Genomic DNA, 18,631 nt, shown 5'->3' with positions numbered 1-18,631 from the left:
TCTATTAACAAGATTAGTAATACGAGCGCTTAAGCGCAACAACGTACCCATTCTAAATCAAATTTGCCACCATTCGCATTCCTGCGGGTGCTGCTAAAGTTAAGCCGCGACGCACTGGGCGCACGGGACGTTTATTAACAGAAGAAACTTGAAAACGTGAGAGAATTGTTGCTAAAACTAACTTCATTTCATACTGAGCAAAAGCCATACCAATACAGCGTCTAGTTCCTCCACCAAAGGGCAAATATTCATAAGGTGAAAACTGCTTTTCTAAAAAGCGTTCTGGTTTAAATTCATTGGGTTGGGGGTAAACTTCTTCTCGGTGATGAGCTAAATAAATGCTGGGAATAATTACTGTTCCTGGTTCTAATTTGTAACCCATAATTTCGATCGCACTTTTTACTCTCCGAGGAAAGGCATTCAAAGCAATAGGATAAATCCGCAGTGTTTCTTGACAAACTGCTGTTAAATAAGGCAATCTCGCAATAATACTTGGATCTGGATTTTCTCCTAAAGTTTTTAACTCACTTAGGAGTTTTTCTTGGACTTTGGGTAAGCGATCGATCCAATACAACGCCCAAGTTAATGCTGATGCAGTAGTTTCATGTCCCGCTATTAACAAAGTCATTAATTCATCGCGTAATTCTACATCAGTCATTGGTTGATTGTTTTCGTCACGCGCAGACATCATTAAACTGAGAATATCTTGGCGATTTGAGTTGACTTCGGCTCGACGTTCCTTGATTAAAGCATAAACTAATTCATCAATTTGTTTGATTTGGCGCAACACCCAACCCCAAGGACTCCAAGCACCTAAATCTTTTTGGAGAAAGCCAAAAAATAAGGCAAAAGATAACAAGGGAGAACCAAGAAATTCTAATAATGAACTGATTTTTTGTCGCAGTTGTTGTAACTTTTCTCCTTCATCTAAACCAAACACAACTCGCAAGATTACCCGCAGAGAAATTTCTTGCATTGACTCACGAACATTAAAAGATTTACCCGGTTTCCATTCGTTGATTACTTGTTGGGTAATTTCCTCAATTATTTGACCATAAGCTCGCATTCTTTCGCCATGAAAGGGAGGAGTTAAAAGTTGACGTTCGCGCTGATGACGATCGCCCTCTAAAGCCAACAACGAGTTTATTCCCAACAGAAATGATAAACCAGAGTTTCCCCCACCCGCCTCTAAATGATTAGCATCAGCGGCAAAAATTGCTTGTAGTGCTTCGGGTTGGCTGAAGTAAACTAAGGGAGTTTTTCTTCCTCCGACAGTGAAGGAATCGCCATAAATTTTGGCAAAGTCTTCCACATAGTCTATGGGGCGAGTAACAAACTTGATTAGGCGCAGAAATACGGGCATTTTTGGCCCATCGGGAAGAGTGCGATCGAGAGTCATAAATATATTTTGCTAAATTCCCATCTACTTTATTGTGCCAATTTCTACTTGACAAATGCCACAGAGTCATAAAGTAAAGGCGAAGCATTTCGGCAAATATTTTTGGGTTCTACCAACAAATTATTACCGGAATGCTTCGCCCCTACAAATCTACCTACTACCAATTACTGATGAGCAAAACCTATTTACCAAATATAAAAAAATTAAGATAAAAGTCGAGGAAAGCGGTATATTCTGGAAAGTGAGCGTCGGAAGCAACCAGTGGCTAAAATCATCGCGATTCTAAACGGTAAGGGAGGCGTAGGAAAAACTACTACAGCTATTAATTTAGCTGCAACCCTCTCGGAGAAATCAGAAGTTCTTTTAGTTGATGCAGATATTCAAGGTTCCGCCAGTTGGTGGTTTGGGCGGGCTAAAGATTCCTGGGGATTTGACTTAGCCCAGGAAACAAATCCTAAACTTTTGAATCGGTTACGCAAGATAGAAGGCTATGATTTAGTAATGGTAGACACACCTCCGGCGCTGCACTCGGACGCATTAGCAGCCGTGATAGCGATCGCAGATTATCTAGTTTTGCCCACACCTCCAGCACCAATGGATTTAGCCGTACTGATTGAAACAGTCAGGGAAGCAGTGACACCGAAAGGTATCGCCCATCGGGTGTTGTTAACAAAAGTTGATTCCCGAAGTTTGGGCGAAGCACTAGAAGCGCAAAACACGCTTTTAGAACTAGGAATCCCCGCTTGTCATGCTTTTGTTCGGGCTTATAAAGCTCACGAAAGAGCCGCTTTAGATGGTGTAGCAATTACACATTCGCGTGGCAAAAATGCGCGGGAGGCTGAAGCTGACTACCGTCGAGTTGCTAACGAATTACAGCGAGATTGGAGGTAAGAATTATGGCAAGAAAAAATCTTTCTGATTTACTGCGTCAAGAAGCACAAAAAGGCACAAATTCTGAAGATGAAACTGTGAAAAATAATGATAACGGAGTCATCGATGTGCCAGTAGTAGAAGCAGTGGAAATTACAGAAGAAGTTAGCACAAATGATAAAACTTCTGCAAAAGGCAACACACCCACTAAAGCCGAATTAGAAACAACAGTAGCCCAATTGCAAGCGACTTTAGAGACAGCTAAAGATAATGAAGCAAGTTGGCAAAAAGAGATTGGGGAATTGCGATCGCACTTAATCAAATCCCAGCAAAATGAAGCCAAGTTAGAAAAAGAACTGACGGAATTGCGCTCGGAATTAGACAGCCAGAAAAAATTGCTGAAACAGCAGGAACAAAAGTTAGAAAAAACTAACCAAATGAAAAAAGAGTTAGACGAAGCGAAGCAAACTTCCCTGCAATTAGCAAATGCTAACTCGGCAATTGAAGAAGAGGTAAAACAGTTAAGAAAGAAATTGGAAGACTTACAACCCAAACCCGCACAATTACCAACAAAACCTGCACCATTAGCAACAAACCCCGCACCATTACCAGTTAGACAAATAAGAAAAGAAGGGAAACACTTACATTTCCCCTCACAAGCAACTGATAATTCAGATGATTTCGCCTCTAATACTTGGTTGCTGGACTAGAACTTGTAGCAGTTGGCGAGTAAGTGAAATTAACCTAAGTTTTACCTCTTACCTTCTGCCTTTTGCCTTCAAAAAGTTAGCGTTTTTGTACTTTTGCTTCCAACAGTTTGGCGATCGAATCTTTTTCCAGCAATCCCACTAACACACCATCAGCTTGAACTACAGGTAGTTCAGTAACATTAGTTTGTTCGATCAATTTTGCCACATCAAGCAATGATTGATTTGAATTTACTACCTTAGTTTGATCTACAGGTTTTGTCAGATCTCTTACTGGTGTGAAGGGCCAAAGATCGGTGGAAACAGTTCTCAAGTCATCTACAGCAATTTCTCCAACTAACCGACCTTGTTCATCGATGACTAAAAACTTGCGCCAGAGGTCTTTACCAATCACAAAATCGTTAGCTAATTTTCGCAAAGAAATTGACTCTAAAACAATTGGGCTGTTAGGATTTACTGCTTCCTCAGCTTTCAAATTGGTGAGTTGATTTTGCAATTTAGCATATTGAACAGCACGCCCAGCATTTTGTAACAAGAACCAACCAATTAAAGCGTACCACCAACCACCAGCAAAGCCAGTTCCCAATAATCCTAAAACAATTGATAGCCCGAAACTAATTCCTAGAAAACCAAAAATTTGACCAAATCTACCTGCGAAAATCACACCTTTAAAAGGATTACCAGTGATTTTCCAAACCAGGGCTTTCAGAACATTTCCACCATCTAAAGGTAAGCCAGGAATTAAGTTAAATAAACCCAATGCGAGGTTAGTATAAGCGAGCAATCCTAAAACTACTGCCAAAGGCCCATAAATGCCAGTGCCCACACTAAGAAATGTGAACAATCCAAACAGCAGAAAACTAACTAATGGGCCTGCGATCGCCACCCAAAAAGCCCCTGCTGGAGTCTTAGATTCTTCCGCTAAATTAGCCAAACCACCAAACAAAAACAAAGTAATTGATTTGACTTCTATTCCTTGACGAATAGCAGCAAAACTATGTCCTAGTTCATGCGCCAAGACAGAGGCAAATAGCGATAAAGCTACAATTAATCCCAGTACTAAACCCAGTTGGCTACTATAGTTTAACGTCACCAATCCCAAAATAAAAAACCAAGTGGGATGGACGAAAAAGGGAATGCCAAACAAATTACCAATGCGAATAGAACCGTTCATTTATTTGCCTCTGATTTCAGCTTCTAGAAGATAATTTTATCCTCTGTTATCTTCAATTGTGACAAAATGTAACTATTGTTTTCATTTTTCAACTTTCGTATTTTCCGTCATTTACGGTTCGGTTTTGCCGATCGCAAACAAAATACCTAACAATTTCGGCATAATATAAGAGTACCCCTCCTCTCTTTCTCTGCGTCCTCTGCGTCTGGAGCGGTTCAAAAAAAGCATAAGTCAGAGTCACAAGACCTAACCTAGAAAATATACGAATTTAAGATCAACTTTTGCAGTTTAAATAAAAAATCCCATGACACCCGCATCCCAAAACAACCAAGTCACCCGCTATTACAAACAAGAAGATATCCAGCAAATTCTCCAAATAGCCATTTCTCGGCAAGTTAACGAAGGAGAATTTACTCGCGAACAACTGTGGGAAATCGCTGATGAGTTAGATATCGATCCGCAAACATTAGAATTAGCGGAATCAGAATGGTTAGCCAGACAAGGAGAACAAAGGAAGCGCCAAGAATTTAACTTATATCGCCGGAGTAAATTTAAAAGACACTTTGGTAGATATGCAATTACAAATTCATTTTTAATGTTGTTCAACTTTGTCGCAGTTGGACATTTAACTTGGTCGCTTTATCTCTTGTTACTCTGGGGTTTAGGTTTAGGACTAAATGCCTGGAATACCTTTCAATCCGATGGCGAGGAATACGAAAGGGCGTTTCAGCAGTGGTATCGTCGCTACCAATTTAAAGAAACGGTTAACAACTTTTTCGATAAGTTATTAAAATCTTGGTAGCTGTTAGTGATTAACTTTAACAAATGACCAATGACCAATGACCAATGACAAATGACTAATTAAACGCAATAAATGGTGATATCTTCTCCACATCGATCGGCTAGGTAAGACAAAGCCCGAAAGCGTAAACTCATCAGTTGATCGTAGAGAGGATTAATTTTACAAAGTGGGGGAATGTGTAAAATAGTTTGCCCGAATACTTTAAGATCTCTAGCAAAGGGACATTGTGAGGGAATTAAACGGCAAACTAACTTAGCAAATTGGCGATCGCGCACATCAATGTCATCTAAAAATTGGCGAATCGGATGTAAAATGTAATCTACAATACTGGGGGATTTGTGATAGTGGCTAGTAATAACAGTCATATAGTTACCTCAATAATTTATATTTCTATCTTCATCCCTACAACCAGTTTTTCCGGTGACTTGACAAAGTAATTGCTGGTGATCGTTGAGGATAAAATTTGCGATCGTACTTCTACCTATCAAGTGACTTGAGACAGCTTCAGGAGTGATTCACCTCACATTAGTTAAAATTAATTACAGATTGTAATTACTAATAACAATTAAGTTAAATAGAGTTACAGATTGTTATTACAGATACAGTTTATTTAGCGATCTGATTAGAATAGAAAACTATAGGTGTTCATCGCAGTCTCATCACTGCCAACGGAGGTGGAATTATGTCAGAAGTAACGTATGAAGTTCCAGTTCTTCACAATATTCAAGAACTCGAAGAAGCGATCGAGCAATACAAATCCAAAGACTTAAACGTTAACGAACTCCTTTGCCAGTGGCAAGCGATCCGTGACGCAGCTTTGAATTTAGCTTCATCCAACAAAGACGCTGAGAAAGTTCCAGGTCAAGATAGTTACTAGTTTTAGCAAGATTAATACAGGTATTGCACAAGTATAGATCTGGTATAATCAATTTCGGTTTTACCAGATTTTTTAACCGGAAAAAAACACTAATAAAAAACCGCCCAGATACAACACTAATAACAGAAAACTCTCAAAGCCAATGTTGCCAATGCCATGTTTTTTTACACCGCAACAAGCCTAAGAGTAGTGATTTATTTGTAAGCATAAAAAGGTTACGCTGGTGGATTTTAGAATAATACGGTAAAATTGACGTATGATGTTTTCATCGTACATGAAATAGGTTAAGTTACAATGAGAGCCAATCCAGGGGGAGAAATCGCTCCATCAGAGGTTTTTGGGCGGGATAAGCTGATTCAACGTTTATGGCGAATTTTGGAGCGACAAAGCTTAGTGCTCAGTGCAGAGCGGCGGATGGGCAAAACTAGCATTCTTAAGAAGATGAGAGCGGAGGCTCCAGCGGACAAGCTACCTGTGTACCGTGACCTGGAAAAAGTTCGATCGCCCTTAGAATTTGCTCAGACTATTTTTGATGATGTAGAAAACTATTTAAGTGGTTCGCAACGAACAGCCCAAAAAGCAAGGCAATGGCTGAAAAATTTAACGGGTTTTGAGATAGGTGGACTGGTAAAATTCCCCGATAATGTTGCCGATCAGTGGAAAGCCCTGCTAACAAAAACTATAGAAGATCTTGTAGAGAATCAACAAGACCGCAAGGTAATTTTCCTTTGGGATGAAATGCCCTTGATGCTTGACAATATCAAAAAGAAAGAGGGCGAAAATGCAGCAATGGAAGTGTTGGATACATTGCGATCGTTGCGTCAAACTCACTCAGAATTGCGAATGGTTTACACTGGCTCAATAGGTTTACACAATGTCCTCACAGCACTTAAACGAGCGGGATATATTAACCGCCCAACAAATGATATGAAAACTGTAGATGTGCCACCTTTGTCAGCTGATGATGCTGATGAATTAGCGCGACGGTTGCTGGAGGGAGAAGGAATTCAGACAGAAGAACCACAATTAACATCCCAGGCGATCGCCAATTCTGTAGATGGTATTCCCTACTTTATTCATCATATTGTTGACCATTTGGTAGCGGAAGATCTGGAAGCAAATCCCGCCATTGTGGATGAAATTGTTAACAGTTATCTTGTCGATCCGCAAGATCCTTGGGATTTGCGTTACTACCGTGAACGAATTAATAATTACTACACCGATGAGGAAAAACAGATAGTGCTAAATCTGTTGGATATTCTGGCAGTTACGGATCAACCTTTGCCATTTGACGAACTATTTAATCGACTTCAGTCTCAGTTAGTTAATGCAGACCGCGAAAAGACAAGAGATGTATTAACTTTAATTCAGCAAGACCACTATATTAATTTGCAATCTAATGGCTATTGCTTTCGTTTTTCAGTAATTCAACGCTGGTGGAAGAAGCAAAGGTGCTAAGAAGTATGAAAGCAATATATCTTTCCCCCTTTACTCCTAGTTTGATGATGCCGGAAACATTGGAGCAAATCTTTGTCCAGCGTCAAAATTTAGCAGAGCAAATTATTGAATTAATCCGCGAAAGTGCTACTACCCCATCAAAGCATTACACCCTACTTATCGGGCCGCGAGGAATTGGTAAAACACATTTAATTTCATTGATTTATCACCGCATCTGCAAGATGGAAGATTTACGAGATCGTTTGTTGATTGCTTGGGTAAACGAAGAGGAGTGGGGTATATCATCATTTCTGGATTTAGTGGTGCGGATTTTAAAAGCGATCGAAAAAGAGTATAACGATAGCGAACTTGCTAAACGGATAGAATCACTTTACCAACTAACAGTTGATCATGCCGAAAGTGCAGCAGGTGAATTGCTAAAAGAAACTATTGGAAATCGCACGCTGCTGTTATTAATAGAGAACCTTGACGAGGTATTTGCAGGTTTAGATGAACAGGGACAAAAACAACTAAGAGCATATTTACAAGAAAACTCTTTCTGCACAATTGTAGCTACAGCCCAAAGTTTATTTAATGGGGTAAAACTTCAAACTTCTCCTTTTTATGGTTTTTTCCGCATCCGTCATTTAAAGGATTTGACGCTTGATGAAGCGGTGGAGTTGTTGGCAAAGGTAGCGAAAGTACAGGGCGATCGGGAATTAGAATCTTTCATCCGAACTTCAACAGGACGCGATCGCATTCAAGCTGTACATTACCTAGCTGGTGGAAATCCTCGAATCTACATTATTTTCTCTGCATTTCTCAACCGCAAATCTCTTGATGAACTGGTGGAAGCGTTCATGGCAATGCTGGATGATTTAACGCCTTATTATCAGGATCGAATGAAGTGTCTCTCACCTCAGCAGCGAAAAATTGTGGATTTATTGTGCGATCGTCGTCATGCTGTTACCGTTAAAGAAATTTCTCAACGTTGTTTTATTACTCATCAAACAGCATCAAGTCAACTTAAGAAGCTGTTAGAAATGGGCTATGTTAATTCTGAATTCATTGGACGTGAGTCATATTATGAACTGCGTGAACCGCTAATGCGATTTTGTCTTGAAGTGAAGAAGCAACGGGGTGAGCCGATACAATTGTTTGTGGATTTTTTGCGTATTTGGTATACACCAAAAGAGTTGCAACAGCGATTGAAGACGCTTCCAGCTAATGCTTCTCTGGAACGAGAATATTTGCGTCATGCACTACAAAAAACTGAAATAGAAAGTAAAGATCCTCGTGTGGTAGCTTGTTTGAAGGAATTTTATGCGTTGATTGAAAAACATGACTTTCCCCAAGCTCTACAAATGGCAAAGAAACTGGTATTGATTCGGGGTCACGCAGATGATTGGAGCTTACAGGGATTCTGTGAGGGCATACTTGGAATTTGGGATGAGGCATTAGCATCGCTTGATAAGGTGCTTGAGTTAAACCCTAGTGATGGGAAAGCTTGGTCAATGAGAGGCACTGCGCTTGCCATTCTCGAACACTATGATGAAGCATTGGCATCTATTGAAAAAGCAATTGAGTTAGATCCCGATGATGCCCTGAATTGGTCAAACCAAGGGGCAACTCTGTTGAATCTTGAACGTTATGATGAAGGCTTGGTATCTTTTGACAAAGCGATTGAGCTTGACCCAAATAGTGAGCTTGCTTGGCATAACCGAGCAAAGGCGCTCATTGATCTAGAATACTACGAGGAAGCATTGGCATCCTATGACAAAGTAATTGAGTTAAACCCTCTCAATCCTTCAGCCTGGGGCGGTCGAGGTGCAATACTGCTTTTATTAGGACGTTTCGACGAGGCATTAGCATCCTGTGAGAAAGCTATTGAGTTGAACCCTTATCACGCCTCATATTGGCGCAATCGAGGTGTACTGCTATTGATATTCGGACGTTATCAAGAAGCATTGGTATCCTACCACAACGTAATTGAATTAAACCCTTTCGATCCGTTGGCTTGGGTTGACAAGGGTGAGGCTTTGGGTGAACTTCAACGCTACGATGAAGCATTGATATGCTGTGATAAGGCGATTGAGCTTGAGCCGAATTATGCTGATGCTTGGTTCAAGCGAGGTTGGCTTCTAGGCGAACTTGGACAGAATGAAGAAGCATTGGCATCCTGTAACAAAGCGATCGAACTCGGTGTGCAATTTTCACCTGTTTTCTTCAATCGCGCTGAATATTTGCTAGCACTAAACCGATGGGATGAAGGGATCGCAGCCTTAGACGATGCACTAAATCGTTTCGTCGATGCAGAGGAGCCAGATACAGGAGACGAAAAGGCTATTATCCGAAATTTGTTTAACAGCACCAACGATGCAACTATATGGCGATCGCGCATCAAAACCCTAATTGAACCTTACGACAAACACCAAGTTCTCTCAGCATTAGGTAAAGGACTTGTTGAAAGCATCCCCACAATAATGTCAGAAATGGTAAGCGACAAAGCAGCACAAACATGGCTGGAACTTTGGCGCGAAATTGTGGGTGATGCCAAAGAATTTGAAATTCCCTTGCGTCTGCTCAAAACTGCTGTTGAATATAAGGTGAAAAAAGGCGATCGCCGTGTTTTACTAGAACTTCCCATTGAAGAACGTAAGTTATTAACAGAAGAACTAAAAATTGAGGAAGCATACAAAAAGTAAATTGGTTTTATCTCAGGTTTTATCAGATTTTTTAGCCAGAAAAAAACACTAACAAAAACCCGCCCAGATATAACAGTAATAACAGAAAACTCTCAAAGCCAATGTTGCCAATGCCATGTTTTTCGCGCCGCAACAAGCCCAAGAGTAGAATTGCAGTCATTAAAATAGTTAAAGCTAAAAGAAATACTTGGTGTTCTGTTAAAGCTTCATAAATTGAACCTTTGTGATAAGCGAGATCGCACAAAGCTAAAACTAAGACATCAAAACTATTGCCACCGAGAACGCCGCTTACTGCTAAAGTAAATGCGCGACGTTGTACAGCTGCGATCGTAGTTACTAATTCCGGCAATGAAGTACAAATTGCAGTGAACAAACTACCCACAGCATTTTCGGAAAGATTTGTGGATTTAGCAATAGTAACACCAGCTTGTTCCACAACATACCCAGCAAGACCTAGAATAGCAGCAAGTAATATGAAATATACCCATAACTTAATTGTTGACGAATCATCTTTCTCTTCGATTAATATTTCATTATTTTCTGTATCCTGAGTTTTCCACATCGGCGAACTGTAAGCAACTGATACTAAACGCAAACCAAAAATATAAGTAATAACTAATCCAAAAGATGCAGGATGAATTCCCCAAAAGTTAATCAGTGGATAAGCAGTTGCTAGTAAAGGAATGGTGAGTAAAACTATTAGTAAACTTCCTTGGGTTAAAGTGGCAGCAGAAGCCGCAGCGTATTCTAAATTTGCTTCTAAATAAGTGATGTCAGCTATTCCTAAAAAGGCTGTTTGTACAGCAATATCACCAAGCGCATTACTCAAAGCTAATACTGGATAGTTGCCTAAAGCGGCGGTGACTGAAGTAACAATTCCCGGTAAAGAGGTACTAAATCCTAAGAATAAAGCACCCATTAATGCTTGTCCGAGTTTGGTTTTTTGGGATAGGCGATCGGCAATTCCAGCTATGAGAGTACCGCTGACGACAATTACCGCAGCTGAGACAATAAATAAAACAATACTAATTTGTAGGGATAAGTTAGTCAAGTTTGATACTGGTTTTTAGCAGGTTTCTCTTCTATTTTAGAGACAATTATCTGTTTTGGTGTTTAAGAACTATTTCTGATCCGTTTCCTTCGCTTCCACATAATTAAACTGACAGCTAAAACAGTAAATATCAGAATACTTAAAGGTAGCGCTAATTTAGTTGATGAGTTAGCCGCAGATTTGGAATTAGCTTTTAGTTTGGCTGAGGCTAATTGTACTAATAATTTATGGGCAGCAGTTGAGGGATGAATACCATCCCAAAATAAATATTCGTTGGGCCGATCGCAAATATTACCTTGATTAAGACAACCTTGAGTGACGTTCTTTAACCCGTATTGTTGGGGAGAGTTATAGACCCGTTTAAATAGCGCATAAACATCAACATATTTAATATTAATAGCACCAATTCGCTGGCGTAAACTTGCTAAAGATGCGGCTAATCCTGAGTTATGAATTTGAGTTAAACTGCTGAGAGAATTGGCACGTTCAGTTGTGCGTGTAGCTGGAAGTTTGCCTAAATCTGGCAAGTTAACCACAACAATATTTTTCGCCCCAATTTCCGCTAAACGCTTGACTGACGTAGCTAAATTATTAATAGGTACAGTAGTATCAGTTGCGCCGCCAAGGTAATCATTAGCACCAGCCCAAATAATATAAAGCGCGTTAGGATTGGCAGCCGGATTTTTAGCTTTAAACCTTTGAATTTGGGTTAAAACTCCTGGTGGTAAATCTTGCGAATCGCCTGTTTTAGCACCTCCATAAGCAAAGTTATTATTTAAATTAGAAGTTAATTTTAACCCAGATGCGAGATATTCTACCCAAACAGGGCCATCAGAATAACGTCCTTTAAAATAAGGTGGACTTGGGGGACTATTCCCATTAGTAGCTAGGTAAACATTACCTACATCGGAAAGACTATCACCAAAGACATAAATTTGCGGAAAATTTTGTGCTGAAATGGGCTTGAAAGACCCTACAATAATTGCTAAAGAAATTGTCAATCCGACAATCGCTAACCACCATTTTTTCATTCTTGCTATTTCCAGATTTATTTTTATGGTTTTTCTCTTCTATTTTAGAGAAATTTCGAGTTATTGTTATAGCTGAGGTTATTTTGCAGGTAAGTTGTCTAAACTATGATTAACGAATCTGAGGTTATTTTATCCCCTTTGCTGTCTGTTTTACAGGAATTGCATCTTAAATATCAGCACTTACAAGAAGGGAAGTTAGCAAATTATATTCCAGAATTGGCGAAAGTCAACCCGGAATTGTTTAGTATCTGTGTCATGACTATAGATGGGCAAATCTTTACTGTAGGGGATTACCAACATTTATTTACAATTCAGTCAATTTCTAAAGTTTTTGTTTATGGAATGGCGTTGGAAGAACATGGGCGAGATGCTGTTTTAAAAAAAGTTGGTGTTGAACCTACGGGAGATGCTTTTAATTCAATTGTGTTAGATGAAATGTCGAAGCGACCATATAATCCGATGGTAAATGCTGGTGCGATCGCTATTACTAGTTTAATCAAAGGTTGCGGCCCAACGGAAAGATTAAACCGAATGTTGGATATGTTCCGCCGATATATTGGTCATGATATTTTTATTGATATTTCTGTGTTCATGTCGGAAAGAACAACCGGACATCGTAACCGGGCAATGGCTTATTTAATGTTAAATTTTGGCATGATCGATCAAAAAATCGAAGAGGTTTTAGATTTATATTTTCAACAATGTTCATTAATGGTTAACTGTCAAGATTTGGCAGTAATGGCAGCGACTTTAGCGAACAATGGTGTTAATCCAGTAACGGGAGAACAGGCAGTAAAAAGTGATTATGTCCGCGATATTTTAAGCGTGATGTATACCTGTGGAATGTACAATTTTGCAGGTGAATGGGCTTATAAAGTTGGTCTTCCAGCAAAAAGTGGAGTTTCTGGGGGATTAATTGTAGTAGTACCAAATAAAATGGGAATAGCAGTGTTTTCTCCCCTGTTGGATGAACGAGGAAATAGTGTGCGTGGCGTGAAAGTTTGTGAGGAACTTTCCCAAATATATGGGTTACATATTTTTGATTATTTGCGGGGAAGTTGTAAGTTTAACGGTAATTGATTAACTCAAAAATACGCTATCTTATGAGAATTTTGTTAGTTGAAGATGACGATCGCATCGCCGACGCATTAAAAGAAGCACTTACCGATCGACATTACAGCGTTGATATTGCTGCTGATGGAGAAGCAGGTTGGGAATGTATTCAACTCTGTACCTACGATTTAATTTTGTTAGATGTCATGTTACCCAAATTAGATGGAATTAATTTATGTCGCAAGTTACGCCGCAGTAACATTAACACACCTGTACTCATGTTAACAGCTAAAGACAGCAGCACTGACAAAGTAATGGGATTAGATGCTGGTGCAGATGACTATGTAGTAAAACCCTTTGATTTGCCAGAATTATCAGCAAGAATACGCGCTTTACTCCGACGAGGAAATCCTACCTTACCACCAGTTTTAGAATGGGAAAAACTACACCTAGATCCTAGTAAATGCGAGGTGAATTATGCTGGAAAATTACTACATTTGACCCCAAAAGAATATGCTTTACTAGAATTATTCCTGCGGAATGGTAGCCGAGTTCTCAGTCGTAGCGATATCATAGATCATCTTTGGACATTTGAAGATCCGCCAGCAGAAGAAACAGTAAAAGTTCACTTAAAAGATTTACGTAAAAAGTTAAAAGCTGCTGGCGCACCTGCTGATTTAATTGAGACAGTTTATGGTTTAGGTTATCGAATGAAACAAACTTAGTAATTGGTAATACGTTTATAATTAACTTTAACCAATGCTTCAATCCAAAATCTAAAATCTAAAATCCAAAATCGAATGACTGTATTTCCTTATGACCAATTTGCGAAAGACTATCTCAAGGAATTGTTATCACCATTAGGAGAAGTAGAAACAAGTCGTAGTATTGCTAGTGAAGTTCGAGAAATCGATGTTTGGTTTGCACCAGCGGCGCAAGTTACCAGGAGAATTGAATTAGGATTACTAGGACGTTTGGCGACTACGGCAGCAATTTTTGAACCTTTTCGGAATGCGATCGATCTGGGGAATGTCCGTAGCTGTATGGGCAAACTGTTTGATGTTTTTGCTTTTTTAGAACGCCAAGCAAGACGAAACAACACCCGTGTTGAAGAAACAGATTTACCATCACTTTGGATAATTTCTCCCACTGCTTCAGAGTCCCTATTATCAGGTTTTGGAGCTACACTTGATCTAGATAACTGGGGCAGCGGAGTTTATTTTCTTCACCCCCATTTGAAAACGGGAATTGTGGTGATTCACCAATTACCACCAACCCCAGAAACACTTTGGTTACGAATTTTAGGTAAGGGGAGAGTCCAGCAACAAGCAATTGATGACTTGGCAAAATTGCCAGAAAATGACCCATTACGAATTGTGGTGTTGGAGTTATTAATTAACCTCAAGACTATATTAGAAGTAAACCAAAATTTAGCACCAGAGGAGGAAGATTTAATTATGCGTTTGTCACCACTTTACGAACAACGTTTAGCTGAAGCTACTCAGCAAGGTATTCAACAAGGCATCGAACAAGGTATTGAGCAAGGTACTGAGCAAGGCATTCGCCAGGGACAGCGAATTTTTGTGGAAAATTTTTTGAGGGCAAAATTTGGGGAATTAGATGAGGAACTAACCGCAATTATTGAACCTTTGTTGGCATTACCACCAGCAGATTCAACTGCTTTGCTGTTACAATTATCTAATTTATCCCGTGCAGAATTGTTGGCTAGATTTAATTAGATTTTGTTGAGTGCGTCAGATATTAAACTTATTAGCTGGGATGGTGCGTTACGTTGTCACTAACGCACCCTACTAATATCGTAGGTATGACCAATGAGTAACTACAAATTACCCGTTAATGATACTAAGTTTCAAAATTTACACTGGCGTTTGTTGCTATCTTACTTAACGGTAATGGTAGCAATTCTTGGTACATCTACAGTAGCTATATATGAGTTTTTTGCTCATAGTCTTTATCAACAAATAGATCAACGCTTAATAATTTTGGCTCAAGCTGCTGCTCATAATTTTACAGAAACTAAAGAACAATATCAACAAAAAAAAGTCTATCAAGCGGATAAATATCCCCATCCTCAAGTTTTTCGCCGATTGGATAAAGACGGAGATTTAGATATTCCTTGGCATAATTTGCGAGAACCAGATCAAGGTGTAGAATGGTTTGATGCAGAGACTAAACTATTGGGAAATGCTGGCACACTTTTGCCTAATTCCTCTCCCCATCCAGGTTTTGAAACTATCAATAATGGTCAGATTCGGGCGGTGACAATTGCGGCTTATAGTAAGGACAAAGGGAAACAAAAATTAGAAGGATATGTTCGTACTAGTGAAACTACTCAAGAAGTGGAAGTAGTACTAATTAAATTGCGTTGGGGTTTAGGTTTAGGAAGTATTTTTGCCTTGACTATGACTGGAATTGGTGGTTTATGGTTAACTAGACAATCTTTGAAACCAATTATCAAAAGTTTTCAACAATTAAAACAGTTTACTGCTGATGCTTCTCATGAATTACGCAGTCCTTTAACAGCAATTAAAACTTCGGTGGATGTGATGCGAACTCATCCCGAAAGAATTCACCCAGCTGATGAGAAAAAGTTAGCTGCGATCGCTTCTGCTACCCAACAAATGAGTAGTTTAGTAGAAGATTTACTGCTGTTGGCGCGGATGGATGCCCAAACAGCAACTATTAATCAAGACTTAATCCCAATTCCACTAGATGAAATTTTAGAAGATTTGGTAGACCTTTTAGAACTGCAAGCAGAAGAAAAGGAAATTACTCTTAAATCATATTTACTAACAGATATTTTTGTTAAAGGAGATGGAACTAAATTAACTCGTTTATTTGCCAATTTAATCGAAAATGCGCTGCAATATACTCCGAAAGGGGGAAATGTTACTATTTTTATGAAGCGTTTTGATCGATCTGTAATTGTCGGCGTGTCAGATACGGGAATGGGAATAGCAGCAGAAAATTTGCCCTTTGTATTCGATCGCTTTTGGCGTGCGGATAAAGCCAGAACTCGTCGCGAAGGCGGTTTAGGGATAGGTTTAGCGATCGCCCAAGCCATTGCTCAATATCATCATGGCGAAATTACTGTCACTAGTCAACTAGGCGTTGGTAGCTGTTTTCGCGTGCGTCTTCCCCTAATTTCTGAACCTAAAACTTGAATCAAAAAATTGCGAAAAATTAGCTATTAGGAAATTTTTTCTCTCTACCCTAGTTCTTTACCTTTTAGTTATATTCTGTAATTGTCCGGTTGGTACAGCACAGAAATTGAAACATCAGTATACAGCTTTGCTATTGATTATTGAGGTAAATTATGAATCGAGTTTTTCGGAAATATCATCGGCAAATTGCGATCGCTTGTTCCATACCATTAATTTTAACCGTAATTACTGGCATCGGTTACACCATTTTTGATGAATGGTTTCAACTTGAAGATATAGCTCATTTCCTGATGGGAATTCACACCATGAAAATCCTCAAATTAGACACTATTTATCCCGTTTTAAACGGCTTAGGATTAATTGGTTTACTGGTGACAGGTTTAAGCATGACAGGCTTATTCAACAAACGCCGCACTTCCGAAAATTTAGGCGATAAATCTTAAAACTTCACTAGTCAGCTAGCTGATTATTGATGTCAATTTGAGAGTTGAAAAAGTTGGATTTTCAACTCTTCCTAATTCCTGTGATTGGCTCAAAATTTTGTTTTGAGTAATTTCCTGAATCACAACCCAAACATCCCAAATGTATTGACTCATCTAAGGAGATTATATCATGAAACCTGCTGTTAATCTTCGCCAAATTGCCAATAAAACCACCGTTTTATTTTCGGCGACTGTATTAGGAATTATTTCTCTCACCAGTTGCACTTCCCAACCACCAACTGCTGTTGTTGAACCTACCAAAGAAACAACTCAACCACAAGTAACACAGGTTGCTAATAAAACTCAGGAATCAGCAACTCTGAAGAATTTACAAGCAGCTTATAATGGGGAATCAAATGCTCATGTTCGCTATCTTGCCTTTGCCAAAAAAGCCGATGAAGAAGGTTATGGAAAAGTAGCAAGTCTATTCCGCGCAGCGGCGCGTGCAGAAGAAATTCACAGCGAGCACCATGCCAAAGTAATAAAAAAAATGGGCGCTACACCCACTAATAAGATTGAAACTCCGGTAGTAAAATCTACTAGTGAAAACCTCCAAGAAGCAATTAAAGGCGAATCTTACGAACGCGATACAATGTATCCTGATTTCATCAAACAAGCCGAGAAAGAAAATAACAAAGATGCAGTTCGGACTTTGGAATTTGCCAGAAATGCTGAAGAAGGACACGCCAAATACTATACGGAAGCTTTGAATAATTTGACAGCTTGGAAAGGTGGTACTAAGACTTTCTATGTCTGTCCTGATTGTGGGTTGACAGTAGCAGTAATTGACTTTAAAAACTGCCCTGAATGTGGAGAACCCCAAAATTTGTTCCTGAAGATAGTCTAAGTCGGAACCAAGCATTAATTGTCGAAAATCTAGTATAATTTATTACGTCGGTATGAATGCTTGATTTTTCCTCACAGCTTGCACCAGAAAAGTTAGAACTTCCCTAGATTTATTCCGGTGCTGTTGTGCCGTAATAGGTAATGGTGCATAGATTTTACCAACATTAACTAACAATTACTTATGAATCGTCGTGAATTTTTAGGTTGGGTAAGTGTCGGTGCAGTTGCTAGTTCTTTGCCAGTTGCGATCGCCACTTGTCTCCCCGACTCCAACAACTCAGCTAACGCGGAAACTCCCGCAACAAATACATCATTTACTATCGCCCAATCTAGCGGTTTTCAATCTGTTGGTACAGTAGCAGCACTGGATAAAGACGGGCAAATTCTGAATAAAAAATCTCCCGTTGGCCCAGTTTTAGTAATTAGGAATCCCAATGATTCTAACAGTTTAATTGCTGTTAATCCTACTTGTACTCATGAGGGTTGTACAGTCAAGTGGAAGAAAAGCGAAAAGTATTTTGATTGCCCGTGTCATGATGCAGAATTTGCCCCTGATGGGAAAGTTTTAAAAGGCCCAGCTAAGAAACCTTTGGCAACTTACCAAGCGAAAATTGAAGGAAATTCTGTTGTCGTGAAAGCACTTTAAAAAAAAGTACGTTGTTGCGCTTTAGCGCTCTTATTTAGCGCTAAAGCAGCATCGGCTATTTATGCTTACTACGTTTTTTTTGATTTAAAGCCTTAAGCAGAGGGCAATCTTTACATTGGTTCAATTGTGGTTGAATCAACTGATTTTTTAATGTTTGTTCTAATGGACAACGAAATGGTTGCATCTTGTTGTCAAAGTGTAAATGTAACCCTACGACTCCGATAGTAAAGATAATTCCAGCAGTGGTATTTATTAAACCAATTATGACCGAACCAGTAGCCTCTAGAATCATTAATTTATGCTGATTGGATAACTTCATAAACTCTTCCAAACTCTGTGATTTTGAGTTTGGAATTTCGGTATCAC

19 protein-coding genes are annotated in these 18,631 nt (G+C 39.3%); 13 read left to right on the top strand and 6 right to left on the bottom strand.

Going from position 1 to position 18,631, the window contains the following annotated elements; translation table 11 throughout:
- Positions 1-52 precede the first annotated feature (52 nt).
- Positions 53-1,399 (bottom strand): cytochrome P450, encoded by a 1,347-nt coding sequence (locus ACE1CC_RS29050; RefSeq protein WP_413273913.1) that lies wholly within the window; start codon positions 1,397-1,399, stop codon positions 53-55.
- A gap of 261 nt (positions 1,400-1,660) precedes the next feature.
- Between ACE1CC_RS29050 and ACE1CC_RS29045 the strand changes: the two genes are divergently transcribed.
- Positions 1,661-2,290 (top strand): AAA family ATPase, encoded by a 630-nt coding sequence (locus ACE1CC_RS29045; protein ID WP_413273912.1) that lies wholly within the window; start codon positions 1,661-1,663, stop codon positions 2,288-2,290.
- A gap of 5 nt (positions 2,291-2,295) precedes the next feature.
- Positions 2,296-2,979: a hypothetical protein gene (locus ACE1CC_RS29040; RefSeq protein WP_413273911.1), complete on the top strand. Its 684-nt coding sequence runs from the start codon at positions 2,296-2,298 to the stop codon at positions 2,977-2,979.
- 76 nt (positions 2,980-3,055) lie between these two features.
- On the opposite strand, the gene ACE1CC_RS29035 is transcribed toward ACE1CC_RS29040, so the two are convergent.
- Positions 3,056-4,150: a site-2 protease family protein gene (locus tag ACE1CC_RS29035; protein WP_413273910.1), complete on the bottom strand. Its 1,095-nt coding sequence runs from the start codon at positions 4,148-4,150 to the stop codon at positions 3,056-3,058.
- Positions 4,151-4,454: 304 nt separating this feature from the next.
- On the opposite strand from ACE1CC_RS29035, the gene ACE1CC_RS29030 reads away from it, so the two are divergent.
- A complete protein-coding gene (locus ACE1CC_RS29030) occupies positions 4,455-4,952 on the top strand; it encodes a 2TM domain-containing protein (RefSeq protein ID WP_413273909.1) in 498 nt (165 codons plus the stop codon).
- A gap of 59 nt (positions 4,953-5,011) precedes the next feature.
- Here the strand turns inward: ACE1CC_RS29030 and ACE1CC_RS29025 are convergent, their stop codons facing one another.
- On the bottom strand, positions 5,012-5,317 hold the full coding sequence (locus tag ACE1CC_RS29025) for a Mo-dependent nitrogenase C-terminal domain-containing protein (RefSeq protein ID WP_413273908.1): 306 nt from the start codon (positions 5,315-5,317) through the stop codon (positions 5,012-5,014).
- Between the two features lie 317 nt (positions 5,318-5,634).
- Between ACE1CC_RS29025 and ACE1CC_RS29020 the strand changes: the two genes are divergently transcribed.
- The 3 genes from ACE1CC_RS29020 (at position 5,635) to ACE1CC_RS29010 (ending at position 9,971) form a co-directional block, all read left to right on the top strand.
- The gene (locus ACE1CC_RS29020; RefSeq protein WP_413273907.1) at positions 5,635-5,829 is read left to right on the top strand and encodes a hypothetical protein; all 195 of its coding nucleotides are present in this window, start codon (positions 5,635-5,637) and stop codon (positions 5,827-5,829) included.
- A 294-nt stretch (positions 5,830-6,123) separates the two neighbouring features.
- Positions 6,124-7,287: an AAA family ATPase gene (locus tag ACE1CC_RS29015; RefSeq protein WP_413273906.1), complete on the top strand. Its 1,164-nt coding sequence runs from the start codon at positions 6,124-6,126 to the stop codon at positions 7,285-7,287.
- Positions 7,288-7,292: 5 nt separating this feature from the next.
- Positions 7,293-9,971, top strand: coding sequence for a tetratricopeptide repeat protein (locus tag ACE1CC_RS29010; protein WP_413273905.1), 2,679 nt, complete (start codon positions 7,293-7,295; stop codon positions 9,969-9,971).
- Positions 9,972-10,002: 31 nt separating this feature from the next.
- On the opposite strand, the gene ACE1CC_RS29005 is transcribed toward ACE1CC_RS29010, so the two are convergent.
- Both ACE1CC_RS29005 and ACE1CC_RS29000 read right to left on the bottom strand, forming a co-directional pair.
- Positions 10,003-11,022: a sodium:calcium antiporter gene (locus ACE1CC_RS29005; RefSeq protein WP_413273904.1), complete on the bottom strand. Its 1,020-nt coding sequence runs from the start codon at positions 11,020-11,022 to the stop codon at positions 10,003-10,005.
- Positions 11,023-11,084: 62 nt separating this feature from the next.
- Positions 11,085-12,053, bottom strand: coding sequence for an SGNH/GDSL hydrolase family protein (locus ACE1CC_RS29000; RefSeq protein ID WP_413273903.1), 969 nt, complete (start codon positions 12,051-12,053; stop codon positions 11,085-11,087).
- A gap of 105 nt (positions 12,054-12,158) precedes the next feature.
- Here ACE1CC_RS29000 and glsA point away from each other — a divergent pair, with 105 nt between their 5' ends.
- The 7 genes from glsA to ACE1CC_RS28965 all read left to right on the top strand — a co-directional run bounded on the left by glsA (position 12,159) and on the right by ACE1CC_RS28965 (position 18,265).
- A complete protein-coding gene (gene glsA / locus ACE1CC_RS28995) occupies positions 12,159-13,133 on the top strand; it encodes a glutaminase A (RefSeq protein ID WP_413273902.1) in 975 nt (324 codons plus the stop codon).
- 23 nt (positions 13,134-13,156) lie between these two features.
- Positions 13,157-13,831, top strand: a complete 675-nt coding sequence (locus tag ACE1CC_RS28990; protein ID WP_413273901.1) for a response regulator transcription factor — start codon at positions 13,157-13,159, stop codon at positions 13,829-13,831.
- A 75-nt stretch (positions 13,832-13,906) separates the two neighbouring features.
- The gene (locus ACE1CC_RS28985) at positions 13,907-14,845 is read left to right on the top strand and encodes a hypothetical protein (RefSeq protein WP_413273900.1); all 939 of its coding nucleotides are present in this window, start codon (positions 13,907-13,909) and stop codon (positions 14,843-14,845) included.
- Between the two features lie 93 nt (positions 14,846-14,938).
- The gene (locus ACE1CC_RS28980; protein ID WP_413273899.1) at positions 14,939-16,291 is read left to right on the top strand and encodes a sensor histidine kinase; all 1,353 of its coding nucleotides are present in this window, start codon (positions 14,939-14,941) and stop codon (positions 16,289-16,291) included.
- 152 nt (positions 16,292-16,443) lie between these two features.
- A complete protein-coding gene (locus ACE1CC_RS28975) occupies positions 16,444-16,734 on the top strand; it encodes a peptidase (RefSeq protein ID WP_413273898.1) in 291 nt (96 codons plus the stop codon).
- Between the two features lie 169 nt (positions 16,735-16,903).
- On the top strand, positions 16,904-17,620 hold the full coding sequence (locus ACE1CC_RS28970) for a rubrerythrin family protein (protein WP_413273897.1): 717 nt from the start codon (positions 16,904-16,906) through the stop codon (positions 17,618-17,620).
- Between the two features lie 180 nt (positions 17,621-17,800).
- Positions 17,801-18,265, top strand: a complete 465-nt coding sequence (locus tag ACE1CC_RS28965; RefSeq protein WP_413273896.1) for a ubiquinol-cytochrome c reductase iron-sulfur subunit — start codon at positions 17,801-17,803, stop codon at positions 18,263-18,265.
- A gap of 55 nt (positions 18,266-18,320) precedes the next feature.
- On the opposite strand, the gene ACE1CC_RS28960 is transcribed toward ACE1CC_RS28965, so the two are convergent.
- Positions 18,321-18,584: a hypothetical protein gene (locus tag ACE1CC_RS28960; protein ID WP_413273895.1), complete on the bottom strand. Its 264-nt coding sequence runs from the start codon at positions 18,582-18,584 to the stop codon at positions 18,321-18,323.
- Positions 18,585-18,631: the final 47 nt, after the last annotated feature.

The sequence above is a fragment of the Floridaenema aerugineum BLCC-F46 genome, assembly GCF_041929345.1.
GTDB lineage: Bacteria > Cyanobacteriota > Cyanobacteriia > Cyanobacteriales > Aerosakkonemataceae > Floridanema > Floridanema aerugineum.
Note: the sequence above shows the minus strand (reverse complement) of the source record. Positions and strands in the feature narration are given on the sequence as shown.

Bases quoted from the DNA above. Each gene is read 5' to 3' on its own strand.
- ACE1CC_RS29015 (WP_413273906.1), top strand. From the start codon at position 6,124: ATGAGAGCCAATCCAGGGGGAGAAATCGCTCCATCAGAGGTTTTTGGG.
- ACE1CC_RS29035 (WP_413273910.1), bottom strand. From the start codon at position 4,150: ATGAACGGTTCTATTCGCATTGGTAATTTGTTTGGCATTCCCTTTTTC.
- ACE1CC_RS28960 (WP_413273895.1), bottom strand. From the start codon at position 18,584: ATGAAGTTATCCAATCAGCATAAATTAATGATTCTAGAGGCTACTGGT.
- ACE1CC_RS28985 (WP_413273900.1), top strand. From the start codon at position 13,907: ATGACTGTATTTCCTTATGACCAATTTGCGAAAGACTATCTCAAGGAA.
- glsA (WP_413273902.1), top strand. From the start codon at position 12,159: ATGATTAACGAATCTGAGGTTATTTTATCCCCTTTGCTGTCTGTTTTA.
- ACE1CC_RS28970 (WP_413273897.1), top strand. From the start codon at position 16,904: ATGAAACCTGCTGTTAATCTTCGCCAAATTGCCAATAAAACCACCGTT.
- ACE1CC_RS28990 (WP_413273901.1), top strand. From the start codon at position 13,157: ATGAGAATTTTGTTAGTTGAAGATGACGATCGCATCGCCGACGCATTA.
- ACE1CC_RS28965 (WP_413273896.1), top strand. From the start codon at position 17,801: ATGAATCGTCGTGAATTTTTAGGTTGGGTAAGTGTCGGTGCAGTTGCT.
- ACE1CC_RS28980 (WP_413273899.1), top strand. From the start codon at position 14,939: ATGAGTAACTACAAATTACCCGTTAATGATACTAAGTTTCAAAATTTA.
- ACE1CC_RS28975 (WP_413273898.1), top strand. From the start codon at position 16,444: ATGAATCGAGTTTTTCGGAAATATCATCGGCAAATTGCGATCGCTTGT.
- ACE1CC_RS29030 (WP_413273909.1), top strand. From the start codon at position 4,455: ATGACACCCGCATCCCAAAACAACCAAGTCACCCGCTATTACAAACAA.
- ACE1CC_RS29040 (WP_413273911.1), top strand. From the start codon at position 2,296: ATGGCAAGAAAAAATCTTTCTGATTTACTGCGTCAAGAAGCACAAAAA.
- ACE1CC_RS29010 (WP_413273905.1), top strand. From the start codon at position 7,293: ATGAAAGCAATATATCTTTCCCCCTTTACTCCTAGTTTGATGATGCCG.
- ACE1CC_RS29050 (WP_413273913.1), bottom strand. From the start codon at position 1,399: ATGACTCTCGATCGCACTCTTCCCGATGGGCCAAAAATGCCCGTATTT.
- ACE1CC_RS29025 (WP_413273908.1), bottom strand. From the start codon at position 5,317: ATGACTGTTATTACTAGCCACTATCACAAATCCCCCAGTATTGTAGAT.
- ACE1CC_RS29020 (WP_413273907.1), top strand. From the start codon at position 5,635: ATGTCAGAAGTAACGTATGAAGTTCCAGTTCTTCACAATATTCAAGAA.
- ACE1CC_RS29000 (WP_413273903.1), bottom strand. From the start codon at position 12,053: ATGAAAAAATGGTGGTTAGCGATTGTCGGATTGACAATTTCTTTAGCA.